Source organism: Streptomyces prunicolor (assembly GCF_045162825.1).
In the GTDB taxonomy this organism is placed as follows: domain Bacteria; phylum Actinomycetota; class Actinomycetes; order Streptomycetales; family Streptomycetaceae; genus Streptomyces; species Streptomyces prunicolor.
Map to the genome: position 1 here is coordinate 6775020 of NZ_CP108676.1, position 15098 is coordinate 6790117.

The following is a 15098-nucleotide window of genomic DNA, read 5'->3' on the forward strand; positions in this document are numbered from 1 at the left end:
GACTCCTCAGCGTCTACCCAACACCGCCCGCGCAATCGGGCCGCGAGGTGAACGAATAGCCAATTCCTGTGAGCCCGCTGTGTGATGGTCCTGAGTGGGGCGTCCGGGAAACACCCGTGCGGGAGTTCCGGACGCCCCACTCTCCTGCGGAATTGCCGAAGTCTCCCGCGGAATTGCCGCAGGCGAATTCGTCAGGCGTTGGTGCCGGCGTGGAGAGTGCCATTGGGCGTACCGGTCGATAGGTGCCGAAGATGGCGCCGTTGCCGTCGACCTCGCTGCTGACGCTCCAGTTGCCGGGGGTCCCCTTGCGGACCCGGTCCCACACCCGGCCGTGCGGAGTGGCGGTGTCCGTGGCGATCTGGACGTCCAGGCAGTCCTGGTCGATGTTGATCGTCGTGCCGCCCCAGGTCTCGCCGTGCCCGCCCGAGTACTGGTGGATCCGCTGGTGGTTGCTCCACCGGGTGCTCGGCACGACCGGGTCGTCGGCGTCCGCCGCGCCGTTCCGCAGCGCGGAGAAGATGACGTCCGGCATGGTGTACGAACCGAAGTTGTCCGCCAGGTCGTTGATGCCGGAGCTGGAGCTGCTGTAGATCCCGGAGTGGTAGCCGCGGGCGTGCAGCTGCTCGGTCCACGCCGACTCGAAGGCCGGCACGTTCGCGCTGTACGACGAGGAGTACGCCTCCATGTCGTAGTACAGCGTCGAACCGGCGCCGAACCCCAGGGTGACCGCGTTGCTGACGGCGTCGTTCGCGGCGCTGATGCCCTGGCTCGCCGGCGAGGTGACGGCGGCCGCCTGCGGGCCGACGTAGACGGGGACGAAACGCCGGCCGGCGTCGGCCTGTTGCTGCACCCAGCTCGCTGTGAGGTTGGGCTGGGCGCAGGCGCGCTGGGAGCCGCCGGTGTAGATGCCGACCGCGCTGTAGGGCGAGCTGGACTGCCAGGCGCTCATGGCGGCGGACGAGGGCGCGGCGCAGGTGTCGAAGCCCTTGCCGGTGTAGTTGGTGGCGGTCGCCGGCAGGGCGGCGGTGGTCGCGGAGAGGAGCGGTGAGGCCGCCGAGTCCTGGACGCGGCCTGCGTTCGGCGCGGAGTCCTGGACGCGGGGAGCGGACGCCGGGACCCCGGCGCCGGAGAGGATGGTCCGGACGAGCGCCGGGTTTGTGTCGTACGTCGCCGTGACGCTCACCTTGTCCGCCTTGGCGCGGTACTCGCGCTCGACGGGGTCGGCCACCGTCCCCCGCCGGTCCACCGGGTTGGCGGTCGGCTCGATGAGCAGGGACTCGGTGCGTCCGACGAGGTGGCTCGGGCAGTCCTGGTCCGTACCGGGGTGCCCGAGATACACCGTGTGCTGGTCGAACCGCACACAGGCGTCCGGGTTCTTCGCGAGGTCGACCACCTTCCAGGAGTCCGGCACGGTGAACCGGTGTCCCTGGTAGCCGAGTTGCCGGGTGGTGGTCGGTACGTCCGCCTGGACGGGGGCTGTTGCGAGGGCGCAGCGCTGAACAGTGGAAGTTTTTGCCGGAAAAGGGGGGCGATGAAACCGAGGACGCAGTCTGAACTGGTCGTTCATCCCCGACCCCTGGAAAGGCTATGAGGTCCCTGATGATCGTTCAAGGGGGGTTTTGATCGCCGGAGTTCGAAAGCGAAATGCGGAATTGCGAATTCCGTAGGACGTAGGTATGGAATTTATATTCCATGTATTTTCAGTGTGCACCAGATGAACTGGGTTTCCCATGGAAAAAGCCCGCCGCGACCGACAGCGATATGTCGGCCGCGGCGGGCGCGGAGTTCTGCGGGGTCTGGCGAGCGGTCAGTTGCGCGGCGTCGACAGCAGCGCGCGCAGGCGTGGCGTCAGCCGCTCCTCCACGACGCGGTTCAGCACCCAGGCCAGGACGAGCATCGTGACGACCGTGAGGACGATGGTCGCGTACGACGGGATGCCCAGGGTCCGGTGGTAGGCCTTGATGACGACCCAGCCCAGATGCTCGTGCACGAGGTAGAAGGGGTACGTCAGCGCGCCCGCGACCGTCAGCCAGCGCCAGTTCGCCCAGCGCATCCAGCCCAGCGCGATCGCGGCGACGGCGACGTAGCCGAAGGTGACGACCAGGATGATGCCCCAGGCGGAGCGGTTGGAGAACGCCGTGTCGTTCGGGGCGTGCCACAGCCTGGCCACCGCGTAGTGCTGGCCGATCAGCCAGCTGACGGCGACGATGCCCCACGCGTAGGCGTCCTTGCGGTCGCGGTGCACGAGGTAGAGGCCGACGCCGCCGATGAAGTACGGGGCGTACTCCGGCATCAGGATGATGTCCAGCAGCGGCGACTTGGCGCCCTGGGTGATCGCCGCGGCGAGCGTCCAGCCGGCGCAGAACATGATCACGCGGCGCCGGTTCGCGCCGGGCAGTACCACGCACAGGGCGAACAGGGCGTAGAAGCGGATCTCCGCCCACAGCGTCCAGCACACACCCAGTACCCGGTCGACGCCCAACGGCATCTGGAGCATGGTCAGGTTGACCAGGACGTCGCTCGGCGCGGCGGCCTTGTACGCCACCACCGGCAGCGCGAAGACGCCGGTGATGATGAGGATCGCAGCCCAGTACGCGGGCAGCAGCCGGGAGGCGCGGGAGGCGAAGAAGGAGCGCAGCGGGCGGCCCCAGCCGCTCATGCAGATGACGAACCCGCTGATCACGAAGAACACCTGCACACCCAGGCAGCCGTACGAGAACAGCGAGTGCAGGGTGGGGAACTGGTGCCTCGGGGAGGTGCCCCAGGCCTGCACGACCTCGCCGTCCCGGCCGCCGTAGTGGTACGCCGCCACCATCAGCGCGGCGACCAGGCGCAGCCCGTCCAGGGCGCGTAGTCGGCTCTCCCGGCGCTTGGGCGGCTGCGGCGGCTGCGACGGGGGAGCCGCGTCGGCGGTCGGCGGCAGGACGGCGCGGACCACGGTGCCCGTCGGGTGCTCCCGGGTGTCCGCGGGCGTGTCGATCACAGGTTTCCCCTCGATGGGACTGGGCTGGGTCACAGCACACTAGTCCGACATCCGGGCGGGTTTACGCCCCGGACGCGACCCTTCGTCACCCCGTCCCCGGCCGTTCATCCAGGCTTCGTTTTGGCGTACACAACCTCATGGGGGCATGGCTACGGCCCCCGTGTAGGGAGCCTGGAAAACAGCGCGGGCCGACTCCTCGGGGGAGCCGGCCCGCGCTGTTCTCCGTGTGTCAGCGGCTCACGGTCCGCTTCAGCAGCCGCGCGCGCCGGGCGACCCGGCGCACGGTCGCGTTGCGCGGGATGAACGCGAGCTGGGCCGGTACCGCGCCGGGCAGCGCCAGCGAGGTGAGGCGCTTGCGCTTGAAGTAGCGCCAGCTGTGCGAGTCCAGGCGCCGGGTCAGATAGCCCTCGGCGGCCGGGCGCAGCTGCGGGTAGATCTTCGGCTGCATCGCGTAGCCGACGGCCCGGACGAGCTCGTTCAGCGTCGCCACGTCCAGGCCCGGACGCTGCTCGGAGACCGCCGTACGGTCCGTGAGTTCGGGCAGCAGCGCGTCGACGACCGTCACCGGCACCCGGTTGCTGTTCTCGTACGGCGTCAGCCGGTCCAGGAGCGTGGCCGTGCCGACCCGGGCCACCGGGAGGCCGTAGAGCGCGCCGGCGGTGAGCAGGGCCGTGGAGAAGCAGCCGACGACCAGGACGGGGCGCAGCCGCTGGTAGAGGACCTCGGCGAGGACCGGGGTGTCCAGGACCGTGAGGTCGGCGCCGAGCTTCTCCGCCTCCTGCTCCAGCGCGCGCGACCAGCGGGCCGGGGCCGAGGGGTGCGGCTTGAACACCACGCGGGTGTGGCCGAGTTGGACCACGCCGCGCAACATCCGGACGTGCAGGTCCTCTTCCTCCTCCGCGGTGAGGATGTCGAGCGCGGAGAGGTACTGGCCGAGCAGCAGGGCGGGTTCGTCGGGGAGTGCGGGCAACTCCTCGGCGGTGTCGCCGAGTTCGGAGAGCACCTTGACGAAGGCGTCGGTCGGGACGATCTCCGGCTCGACGCCGAACTCGGTGAGGAGCAGCGGGACCAGACCCGGGACCAGGTCCAGGTGGAGCAGGCGGTCCACCCGGGTGCCGACCAGCGGGTCGATCTTGTTGCGGGTCGGGCCGTAGCTCATCAGGCCGTCGGCGTAGACGGTGACGGGGGCGCCGGTGAAGATCTGGCTGACGCCGAGCGCCGGGTTGACCTGGATCGACTCGACGGCCAGTTCCACGGGGTCGTCACCGAGGTTCCACAGGAGTCGCAGATGGCGCTCCCACATCGGGACGTCGTCCAGGCGCGGGGACCAACCGCCGGGGTGGAAGGGGGAGATGGTCTCGTTCCACGACAGCACGTCGTCGAAGCGCTCCCGCAGCCGCTCGAAGCCGGGTGCCTCGTCGAGGCCGGGTGTGGTCTCCGGGGTCGCCGCGTTGTTGCAGACCAGGAGGATGCGCCGGTCCGCCGGGCCGAAGCAGTCGGAGTCGAGGGCGGCGGCGAGCGTCGCGGTGCCGTACAGCGTCGACGCCAGGAAGATCTGAGTGGTCACGCGGCGGCCCCCGCGGCGGCGGGACGGCGGCGCAGTCGGCGCAGCCTCGTCGCGCGCTGGATGTCCATGGAGTCGAGCGCCTCGTCCACCACGTCCTGCGGCATCCGCCGCAGCGCGACGGCGCTCATCGACTTCAGTTTTCTCGCCACCGCCGGCTCGAACCTTTCGATGGATCCCAGATGATGGGAAATGATTGCGCAATAGGTGCGAACGGCTTTGGGAAGCAGTTTGTCCGCGTCCCGGTCCTGCGCCGTCTCCTCGATCACCTGGTCGAACGCGCGAATGAAATCGAGTTGGCGGACATCCCCGATCTGGGTCAGGGAAGAGGCGACCCCGCGCCGGTAGAAGACACCGAGCAGACTCACCGCGGCGAACGATTCCGCCTCCCGGTGCAGCTTCCAGATCCACGGCCGGTCCTCGGCCGTACGCAGCCCGTCGGTGAAGTGGAGCAGGCCGCGGTCGACCAGCCGGCGGTGGTAGATCCCCGCCCAGGCGTACGCGTAGTCGACGGAGGTGGACCGGTCGGCGGGCAGGATCGCCTCGCGCGGATCCAGCACGACCCCGCGCCTGCCGTGCGGCACGCGGTTGATGGTGCGGGCCCGCGCGGTGCACTGGACATGGTCCGTGCGCACGAAGTCGCAGCCCAACTCCTCGATGGCGTCCACCAGTTGGGAGAAGTACCCGGGAGCGAGCCAGTCGTCCCCGTCGAGGAACGTCAGATACTCCCCGCGGGCCTTGTCGATCCCGGTGTTGCGCGCGGTCGCCAGACCTCCGTTCTTCTCGTGTCGGACATGCACCGCTCCTGGCAGCTCGCGCTCCGCGCGCGCGAGAATGTCCGGTGTCCCGTCGCGCGAGCAGTCGTCGACGAGAATGAATTCGAAGTCCGTGCGCGCGTTCGCCCGCAGGCTCTTGAGCGTGTCGGGCGCATATTGCTGCACGTTGTAGAACGGCACGATGACGGAGAGCTTGACCACGCAGACGACGTTAGGTGGCGGCCCGTCATCCGTCTTTACCTTCACCTTGATATTGGATGAACGGCGCGTGGCGAACCTATGAAGCGGGTTGGATTTCGCGCCCCGGGCGCCCTGATTCGCCATTCAGCGGTGTGCTGTTAACCGTCTGTTGCCTTCGGGTTGGGCCGAACAACGGAATCGCTTCCTAGCGTCTTCGGTGTGCCAGCAAGTGCAACGCAGACCCTGCGAGTTGCCGTCCTCGCGGATTCCGACACCCGGTGGAAATGGGGTTCGCTCACCGCGAACCGCATCGCTCCGCCGAATTCGGACATCTCTTTGGACGGGTACCTCCTGCGGGGTCGTGCCACCCCAACAGCCCGCCAGCTGAAGGAAGTCGGCGTCACCGCGGACTCCCTCCGCGAGGTGACCGCCGTCGAGTTCCTGCGTGCCATGGAGAAGGGCCCCGAAGACCAGTACGACCTCCTCGTGCTCTCCCTCGTCGGCGGCGGGGTCCAGGCGATGCTGCACGGTCTGGCCCGCGCCTGGGACGGACGCACCAAGCGCCCCGTGGTCGTCACCGGTTACGTCGGTGTCGTCTACGAGAAGCTCACCGACGGCCTGCTGCTGCGGCACGGCGCGGACCTCGTCCTCGCCAACTCCCGCCAGGACGCGGACCGTTTCAAGGCGGTCTACGACGGCGTCGGCGCCGACTCCGACGCGGTCACCGAGGTCGCCCTGCCGTTCCTCGGCGGGGACGCCTACACCGGCGAGTGCGGCCGGAACGATTCATACACAGTCGTCTTCGCGGTGCAGCCCTCGGTGCCGGACAACCGCCGGGACCGCGACTACCTGCTCAACAGGGCGATCCAGCACGCCCGTTTCCACCCGAACCGCGAGGTCCTCCTCAAGCTGCGCTCCAAGCCCGGCGAACACACCACGCACATCGAGGAGTTGCCCTACCAGAAGCTGGTCCAGGGCAAGGACCTGCCCGCCAACTTCCGCCTGGTGTACGGGCACATGGGTGAGGTGCTCGACCGCACCGACCTCCTGGTGACCGTCAGTTCCACGGCCGCCCTGGAGTCCCTGCACCGCCGTATCCCCACCGTCGTGCTGACCGACCTCGGCATCCGCGAGGGGCTCGGCAACCACCACTTCGTGGGCTCCGGGTGCCTCGCCTCCTGGGACCAACTCGACGCCGGGTACCGGCCGGTGCCGGACGCGGAGTGGGTGGCCCGGCAGGGGGTCGCCGCCGAGGGGTCGTACGAGACGGCCTTCGACGCGGCCCGGGAGCGGATCACCAAGCTGCTGGCCGGGGACGGGATGCCCGCCCTCGCGCCCTACTACACGCCCGAGACCGCCCCCGGCTATCTGCCCGGCATCCTCGCCCGCCACCACCTCGGCCCGGACGGCACCCCGCTGCCCGGCGCCCCCGCCGCCGACAAGGAGCCGGGCCCCGTCCGGCAGATCGTGCGCCGGGCCGCGCGCGGCGCCTACCGCCACGGCGTGCAGCGCGTGGCGCCCGTCATCCGCCGGATGGGGGAGCTGTGAACGCCAAGATTTCTGCTCAAGGAGTAGAGCCCATGTCCAACTCGCAAGCAGGTCAAGGCGCTTCGGTGCGCCGGGTGCTCGCGGTGATCCCCGCGCGCGGCGGCTCCAAGGGCGTCCCCGCCAAGAACCTCGCCCCCGTCGGCGGAGTACCGCTGGTGGCCCGCGCGGTGCGTGAGTGCCGGGCCAGCCGACTGGTCACGGACGTGGTCGTCTCCACCGACGACCAGGCCATCGCCGCCGCCGCCCGTCAGGCCGGCGCCGAGGTCGTGCTGCGGCCCGCCGCCATCGCCGGTGACACCGCGACCTCCGAGGCTGCCGTCCTGCACGCCATGGACGCCCACGAGGCGCTGCACGGCGCGGCCGTCGACGTCGTCCTCCTCGTCCAGTGCACCAGCCCCTTCATCGTCCGCGAGGACGTCGACGGCATCGTGAACGCGATCGTCGCGAACGGCGCCGACACCGCGCACACCGTCGCCCCCTTCCACGGCTTCGTGTGGCGCGACGCGGACGACGAGGCGACCCCGGTCGTCAAGCCCGCCCGCACGGACGAGGTCGGGGGCGCCACGAAGGTCGCCAACCCGCCTGTCACCAGCGGCGGTTACGGCGTCAACCACGACAAGTCCTTCCGCCCGCGCCGGCAGGACCGCCCCCAGGACTTCCTGGAGACCGGCGCGGTCTACGGCATGGACGCGGCCGGCTTCCGCAAGGTCGGCCACCGCTTCTTCGGCCGCACGGAACTCGTCCGCACCGACCCCGCAAGGGTGTTGGAGATCGACGATCCCCACGAGCTGGCCAGGGCAAGGGCGTTGGCCCCGCTCTTCGACGCGGACCGCCCCGGCTCGCTCCCGACCGCCGACGACATCGACGCGGTCGTACTCGACTTCGACGGCACCCAGACCGACGACAGGGTGCTGATCGATTCCGACGGACGGGAGTTCGTCTCCGTGCACCGCGGAGACGGCCTCGGCATCGCGGCCCTGCGCAGGACCGGCCTCAAGATGCTGATCCTGTCCTCGGAGCAGAACCCGGTCGTCGCCGCCCGGGCCCGGAAGCTCCAACTCCCGGTCCTGCACGGCATCGACCGGAAGGACCTCGCACTCAAGCAGTGGTGCGAGGAGCAGGGCATCGCGCCGGAGCGCGTGCTCTACGTCGGCAACGACGTCAACGACCTCCCGTGCTTCGCCCTCGTGGGCTGGCCCGTGGCGGTCGCGAGCGCCCACGACGTCGTACGCGGCGCCGCACGCGCGGTCACCACCGTGCCCGGTGGCGACGGCGCAGTCCGAGAGATCGCCAGCTGGATCCTCGGCCCCTCTCTCGATTCCCTCACCAAGTAAGGAAACCCGCTGTCATGAGCAACAACTCCCGTCTGCGCCAGTTCGGTTCGAAGACCGCAGGACCCGGCCACCCCGTCTACGTCGTCGGCGAGATCGGCATCAACCACAACGGTGAGCTGGAGAACGCCTTCAAGCTGATCGACGCCGCCGCCGAAGCCGGCTGCGACGCCGTCAAGTTCCAGAAGCGCACCCCGGAGATCTGCACCCCGCGCGACCAGTGGGACATCGAGCGGGACACCCCCTGGGGCCGCATGACCTACATCGACTACCGCCACCGCGTGGAGTTCGGCGAGGACGAGTACCGCCAGATCGACGACTACGCCAAGTCGAAGAACATCGACTGGTTCGCCTCCCCGTGGGACACCGAGGCCGTCGCCTTCCTGGAGAAGTTCGACGTCCCGGCCCACAAGGTCGCCTCCGCGTCGCTGACCGACGACGAGCTGCTCCGCTCGCTCCGCGCGACCGGCCGCACGGTGATCCTCTCCACCGGCATGTCGACCCCGAAGCAGATCCGCCACGCGGTCGAGGTCCTCGGCTCGGACAACATCCTGATGTGCCACGCCACTTCGACCTACCCGGCGGTGGCCGAGGAGCTCAACCTCCGCGTCATCAACACCCTCCAGGCCGAGTTCCCGAACGTCCCGATCGGCTACTCCGGCCACGAGACGGGCCTCCAGACCACCCTCGCCGCGGTCGCCCTCGGCGCCACCTTCGTCGAGCGTCACATCACCCTCGACCGCGCCATGTGGGGTTCGGACCAGGCCGCGTCGGTCGAGCCGCAGGGCCTGACCCGCCTCGTCCGCGACATCCGCACCATCGAGGCCTCCCTCGGCGACGGCGTCAAGAAGGTCTACGAGTCGGAGCTCGGCCCGATGAAGAAGCTGCGCCGCGTCAGCGGCGTGGTCGCCGAGGCGGAGATCGCGGCGGCGGCGGGCGAGCCGGTCGCGGTCTGAGTCTGTCCGAACCATCAAGCGCCAGCGCCAGCGTCACTTACGGTCACGGGACGGTCGTACGACAATGAGCCCCCACGCCGGCACCGCCGGCCTCACCCCCCACACTCTCGCGTTCGTGGAGAGTCCGGTACAGCTTCTGAACGTGCTGGAGTGGGCGCACCTGCGTGCGCCCCGGGCCGAGGAGGCACCCGGCGGGGGGCTCACCCTCGTGGTCCTGTCGCCGACCGACCCGATGACCCGCGGCCAGCTGCGCCGCATGGCCGACCTCGCCCGCGACGAGGGCCACACCGTGCGCTGGGAGGAGGCGCGGGGCGGACCCCAGGCCCCCTTCCAGACCATCGGCGGCCTCACCCGACTCCTCCGCAAGGCGGACCGGATCGTCATGGGCGACCCGTTCTCGCGCTACGTACAACTGCTGCTGACCATCACCAAGGCACGGGACCTGGTGGTGGTCGACGACGGCACCGCGACGATGGAGTTCGTCGCCCAACTGGCCAGCGGCGAACGCCTGGTCCGCTGGCACCGCAAGGGCGGCCGCCCCGGCCCCCGCGACCTGATCTTCGCCCCGGTCTCCTCGGTGGCCCGCCGCCGCCTGACCCCGAGCACCCGCCGCAAGGTGGAGGTCTTCTCGTCGATGCCGATCGAGACGACCCCCGAGGGCGTCACGATCACGGCCAACGCCTTCGCCTGGACCCGCGCCACCTTCGGCCCGCCCCGCATCACCAAGGGCGCGGACCTGGTCGGAACGTCCTTGGTGGAAACGGGAGTTGTCGACAAAGACCGCTATCTGGAGGCGGTCGCCACCCTCGCCAAGACCCACGGCGCGACCCGCTACTTCGCCCACCGCCGCGAAAGCACGGAGAAACTCCACCGGCTGGCGGTGGACACGGGCCTGGAGATCGTCCGCCCGGACCTCCCCCTGGAACTGATCGCCCGCCGCGGCCCCATCGGCCGTACGATCCTCAGCTTCCCCTCGACGGTCGTCCACACCCTGCCGCTGGCCCTGGTCGGCACGGACGTACGGGTCGCGGTCTGCGACATCGACCCCGCATGGCTGACCGAGAACGCCTCGCCCCGGGCGCAGGGGTTCCTGTCGGGCGTCACGGGGACGGCGCGGGACGTGCATCGGCTGACGGCGGTGACGGCGGCGTAAGGCGGTCCGGACGGGGGCGTCCTGGCACGCTCAAGGTGTGCAACCACAACCCGGAATCGCGCCCACGACCCCGCCCACCGCCGGCACCCTGTTCGCCGCCCTGTACGGCGAGCTGACCCCGCACGCCTGGCACGACCCCGAGCACGACGCGTATCAGCTCTTCCACCAGCGGTCGCTCGCGATGGGCTGGCTGGAGGGGCAGGCAGCGGGCAACCCGGGGCTGTGGGCCATGAACGACGCCGGGAGCCATCCGCAGGCCGCCCCCGGTACGGGACGGGTCTCCTGGTTCCAGGTCGAGGCCGGTGCCGTGACGGCCGAACGGCCGCTCCCCGTCCAGCAGTTCCTCCGCTGCGCCCAGGACGTGACGATGCGGATCGGCATGCTGCGGCTGTCCGCGGTGCGGGTGCTGCTGCCGGTCCAGGGGATCGATCCGGCGGCCCGGCCGGCCTGGGCCGCCGTACCGTCGATGCTGACCGTCCACTGGTTCGGTGCGGGCGACCCGGCGGCCAGGACCCCGGTGGACGTCCGCATCGACAGCGGGCGCGATCCGGTGATCCCGGCCGTCGGGCGTCAACTCGCCCAGGATCTGCGGGACTTGGAGCAGGACGTGTTCACGTACGGGGATGACGACATCGCCGTGCACGGCATGACGCTGCGCGGTGAGCTCGCCGAGTGGTCCTGCGACGCGGTGGGGTGGCTGGCGGCCACTGTCGCCGACTGTGCCGCCCGGCTCGGGGTGCGTTCGCCGCTGTCGCTCACCGTCACGGCTCAGTCGGCCGCCGGGGGCTTGTAGGCCAGGATGAAGACCCGCGGCCGCTTCTCCTCGCCCTGGGGCTTGCGGAGGACCTCGGCGTACAGGGGCAGGCCCGCCTGCGTGAGGAACGAGGCGACTCTGGCCGGAGTACGGAAGTAGTAGTCCAGCGAGATGTCCTGGCCGTAGCGCTCCGACAGGTGCAGGTGTTCGTCGTCGGCGCCCTGGAAACCGAGCAGGACGTGGCCGCCCGGCCGCAGGGCCCGGTGGAACTCCGCGAAGACGCCGGGCAGGCGGTCGTCCGGGATGTGGATCGTCGAGTAGAGCGCCACGACACCGCCCAGCGTTCCGTCCGGTACGTCCAGGGACGTCATCGAGCCCACCTCGAACCGGAGTTGGGGATGCGCCTCGCGGGCCAGCGCCACCATGCGAGGTGAGATGTCGATGCCGAAGGCCGGGATGCCCAGGTCGTTCAGCCGTGCCGTGACGTAGCCGGGGCCGCTGCCCACGTCGGCCACCGGCGCCTCGCCCGCCGCACGGACCAGGTCGGCGAAGGCGGTCAGCAGTGAGCGGTCGAGGGGGCTCTCGACGAGGCTGTCGGGATGCTCGGCGCCGTACGCGGGCGCGATCGCGTCGTAGGAGGAGCGGGTGGCCTCTATGAAGTCCGCGGTCAGATCCGCGTTCGGGTCGGTCACGTCGGCGGACCCTACCAAGGGACACGTTGGGTAACCGTGTCCGTGGCCGTGTCCGTGATACGGACGGGGCGCGCCGTGCTGTGGTGAGGCGTGGTATCCCAGAAGAAGCGGGGAGTCTACCCATCTCCATAAGCGGCTATGCGGTCGGCGGTCAGATTTTCTTCGACTAACGGGTTGAACTTTTGTTGATCGAGGGTCAGTTGACCACCCGGGCGCCCTACCCTTCAGAGGGTGAAGCAATTGATGTCACCAGAGTCCGAGGCAGAGTCCGAGGTCGAATCCGTCGGGAATGTGCTTTTGGGCACCCTGCCGGAGGACCTGCGTGCCGAACTCGTCGCGTTCCGGCGCGACTTGCACATGCACCCCGAGCTGGGCAACCAGGAGTTCCGGACCACCGCCGCGATCAAGGCCCGGCTGGAACTCGCCGGTCTCGAACCCCGCGTCCTCGCCATCGGCACCGGCCTCGTCTGTGACATCGGACCCCGCGACCCGGCCGTACCGATGCTCGCGCTGCGCGCCGACATCGACGCCCTGCCCATCCCGGACACGAAGAGTGAGTGCGCGTACCGCTCCACCGTGCCCGACCGCGCCCACGCCTGCGGCCACGACATCCACACCACTGTCGTCCTCGGCGCCGGCCTCGTGCTCGCCCGGCTGCACGAGCAGGGCCTGCTGCCGCGTGCCGTACGGCTGCTCTTCCAGCCCGCCGAGGAGGTCCTGCCCGGCGGCGCCACCGACGCCATCGAGTGCGGGGTGCTGGACGGGGTCGGCCGGATCATCGCCGTGCACTGCGACCCCAAGGTGGACAGCGGGCGGATCGGGCTGCGCATCGGTCCCATCACCTCCGCCTGCGACCGGCTGGAGGTCTCCCTGGACGGCCCCGGCGGACACACCGCCCGGCCGCACCTCACCACCGACCTCGTCACCGCCGCCGCCCGCGTCGCCACCGACGTGCCCGCGATCGTCTCCCGAAGGATGGACGCGCGCAGCGGGGTGTCCGTCACCTGGGGGCGCATCGAATCCGGCCACGCGCCCAACGTCATCCCGCAGCACGCCGAGCTCTCCGGCACCGTACGGTGTCTCGATCTCGACGCCTGGCGGCAGGCGCCCGACATCGTGCACGCGGCGATCGACGAGGTCGCCGGGCTGTACCGGGCCAAGTCCGCGATCGACTACGTGCGCGGAGTGCCGCCGGTCGTCAACGACGCGCTCGTCACCGAGCTGCTGCGGGACGCCATGACCGCACGGCGCGGACCGCTCTCCGTCGAGGACACCGAGCAGAGCCTGGGCGGCGAGGACTTCTCCTGGTACCTGGAGCACGTGCCCGGCGCCATGGCCCGGCTCGGCGTCCGGACCCCGGGGGAGCGGACCGTACGGGACCTCCACCAGGGCGACTTCGACGCCGACGAGTCCGCGATCACCGTCGGCGTGGAGCTGTTCACCGCCGCCGCGCTGATCGACGGCGCGATCTGAGCGGGACTCCTGGGACCAGGCGGCCGTAGGGGTGCCCGTTCGGTACCCCTACGTCCCCTTGTGTCACCCGGGTGTAACCACCGGCGCGTGAACGTAACGCGGCGGCGGCACGATCCGGTAACGGCAAGGAGAAACCCCGTTCCCCTCCTCGTCTACGCGCGTTACTGTGCGCGGAAATCGCCACAGAGGCGGCGGCTTGGGGAAGCGGTCCGGTGACGGTGCCGTGGGGACGAAGGAGTGCTTGCTGTGCGTCAGACAACTCGGAGGACGAAGTTCTCCCAAGCTGCGGTGGCCGTAACGGTCATCGCCCTCGCTGCCACCGCCTGCGGTAGCTCCAGCAAGGACGCCGACAAGGCGAGCGACAGTTCCTCGTCCTCGTCCGGCAAGTACACCGGCAAGGGCATCGGCCTCGCCTACGACGTCGGCGGCAAGGGCGACCAGTCCTTCAACGACGCTGCGTACGCCGGTTTCCAGAAGGCCGAGAAGGAGTTCAAGATCTCCGGCCGCGACATCGAGCCGCAGGACAACGAGTCCGACGCGGACAAGGTGCAGCGCCTGGAGAGCCTGGCCACGGCCGGCTACAACCCGGTGATCGGCGTCGGCTTCGCCTACGCGCCGGCCGTCAAGGAGGCCGCGGCGAAGTTCCCGAACATCACCTTCGGCATCATCGACGACGAGCAGGACAAGGCCGCCAACGTGGCCGACCTGGTCTTCCACGAGGAGCAGTCCTCGTACCTGGCGGGCGTCGCCGCGGCCAAGGCCACCAAGAAGAACCACATCGGCTTCATCGGCGGCGTGGACGTCCCCCTCATCCACAAGTTTGAGGCCGGCTTCGACCAGGGCGCCAAGTCCGTCAACCCGAGCATCAAGATCGAGTCGCAGTACCTGACGCAGACCGCGGCCCAGGGCGGCTTCTCCAGCCCCGACAAGGGCAAGGACGCGGCGAGCGGCCAGATCGACGCGGGCGCGGACGTCATCTACGCCGCCGCCGGTCTCTCCGGCCAGGGCGTCATCTCCGAGGCCTCCGCCAAGGGCATCTGGGCCATCGGCGTGGACTCCGACCAGTACGAGCAGGCGGCGCTGGCCAAGTACAAGGACGCCATCCTCGGCTCGGCGCTCAAGAACGTCGGCGGCGCGGTCTACGACCTGGTGAAGTCGGTGTACGAGGGCAAGCCCAAGACCGGCGTGGTCCGCTACGGCCTCGACAACGACGGCGTCGGCTTCTCCGACACCAACCCGAAGTACAAGGCCATGACCGCCGCCGTCGCCGCTGTGGACAAGGCGAAGGCGGACATCATCTCCGGCAAGATCACCGTCAACACGAAGTAGTACGACCCGCCACGGTCAGGGCTCAGGACTAGCCCCTACGGGCATCGTTGCAGCCAGGCGCCCCGAGGCCCGGGGCGTCGAACTCCCGCCTGCCGTGCGGCGTCTGGCACGCACGCTCGCCGCGTTGCCGGACCGCCCACGTGGCTCCGCCACGAGGACGCTCCGGCGCCTTGCGATCGCACGCACCAGACGCCGCGCGGCCCGCCCTACGGGCGGACGACGGGAGTTCGACGCCCCGGGCCTTGCCTCCCGCAAGGGGCGCCTGGCTGTCCGTACGCTGGCCACCATCTGTGGCCACAGCTCTATAACGGACCGGACAGATGGGGTTTTCCGTCTGGTCTACGCGCGTTACGCTGCGG

Annotated in this window: 12 protein-coding genes; 7 read left to right on the plus strand and 5 right to left on the minus strand. The window is 70.0% G+C overall.

All coding sequences use genetic code 11. The annotated features are described in order from the left end of the window. Positions 1-13: 13 nt before the first annotated feature. The 4 genes from OG588_RS31265 to OG588_RS31280 form a co-directional block, all read right to left on the minus strand. Entirely contained in the window at positions 14-1411 is a 1398-nt protein-coding gene (locus OG588_RS31265; RefSeq protein WP_405950179.1) for a DUF1906 domain-containing protein, read from the minus strand. 396 nt (positions 1412-1807) lie between these two features. Beyond that, a complete protein-coding gene (locus tag OG588_RS31270) occupies positions 1808-2983 on the minus strand; it encodes an acyltransferase family protein (protein WP_405950180.1) in 1176 nt (391 codons plus the stop codon). Between the two features lie 229 nt (positions 2984-3212). Then, entirely contained in the window at positions 3213-4550 is a 1338-nt protein-coding gene (locus tag OG588_RS31275) for an alpha-2,8-polysialyltransferase family protein (RefSeq protein ID WP_405950181.1), read from the minus strand. Beyond that, the gene (locus OG588_RS31280) at positions 4547-5524 is read right to left on the minus strand and encodes a glycosyltransferase family 2 protein (protein WP_366096519.1); all 978 of its coding nucleotides are present in this window, start codon (positions 5522-5524) and stop codon (positions 4547-4549) included. The genes OG588_RS31275 and OG588_RS31280 overlap by 4 nt, the downstream gene beginning before the upstream one ends. 198 nt (positions 5525-5722) lie before the next feature. On the opposite strand from OG588_RS31280, the gene OG588_RS31285 reads away from it, so the two are divergent. From OG588_RS31285 to OG588_RS31305, 5 genes are all read left to right on the plus strand, one after another. Continuing rightward, the gene (locus OG588_RS31285) at positions 5723-7051 is read left to right on the plus strand and encodes a DUF6716 putative glycosyltransferase (protein WP_405950182.1); all 1329 of its coding nucleotides are present in this window, start codon (positions 5723-5725) and stop codon (positions 7049-7051) included. Between the two features lie 32 nt (positions 7052-7083). After that, on the plus strand, positions 7084-8385 hold the full coding sequence (locus tag OG588_RS31290) for an N-acylneuraminate cytidylyltransferase (RefSeq protein ID WP_026150211.1): 1302 nt from the start codon (positions 7084-7086) through the stop codon (positions 8383-8385). Positions 8386-8399: 14 nt separating this feature from the next. Next, complete coding sequence (locus tag OG588_RS31295) at positions 8400-9338, plus strand: N-acetylneuraminate synthase family protein (protein WP_405950183.1); 939 nt, start codon at positions 8400-8402, stop codon at positions 9336-9338. Between the two features lie 64 nt (positions 9339-9402). Continuing rightward, on the plus strand, positions 9403-10491 hold the full coding sequence (locus OG588_RS31300) for a hypothetical protein (RefSeq protein WP_405950184.1): 1089 nt from the start codon (positions 9403-9405) through the stop codon (positions 10489-10491). Between the two features lie 37 nt (positions 10492-10528). Then, positions 10529-11284 carry a hypothetical protein gene (locus tag OG588_RS31305; RefSeq protein WP_405950185.1) on the plus strand — a complete coding sequence of 252 codons (756 nt, stop codon included), beginning with the start codon at positions 10529-10531 and terminating at the stop codon, positions 11282-11284. Here OG588_RS31305 and OG588_RS31310 read toward each other — a convergent pair. Next, the gene (locus OG588_RS31310; RefSeq protein WP_405950186.1) at positions 11260-11937 is read right to left on the minus strand and encodes a class I SAM-dependent DNA methyltransferase; all 678 of its coding nucleotides are present in this window, start codon (positions 11935-11937) and stop codon (positions 11260-11262) included. The genes OG588_RS31305 and OG588_RS31310 overlap by 25 nt on opposite strands. Positions 11938-12180: 243 nt before the next feature. Between OG588_RS31310 and OG588_RS31315 the strand changes: the two genes are divergently transcribed. Both OG588_RS31315 and OG588_RS31320 read left to right on the plus strand, forming a co-directional pair. Then, positions 12181-13410 carry a M20 family metallopeptidase gene (locus tag OG588_RS31315; RefSeq protein ID WP_366096509.1) on the plus strand — a complete coding sequence of 410 codons (1230 nt, stop codon included), beginning with the start codon at positions 12181-12183 and terminating at the stop codon, positions 13408-13410. 288 nt (positions 13411-13698) lie between these two features. Then, positions 13699-14739 (plus strand): BMP family ABC transporter substrate-binding protein, encoded by a 1041-nt coding sequence (locus OG588_RS31320; protein ID WP_366096581.1) that lies wholly within the window; start codon positions 13699-13701, stop codon positions 14737-14739. Positions 14740-15098 lie beyond the last annotated feature (359 nt).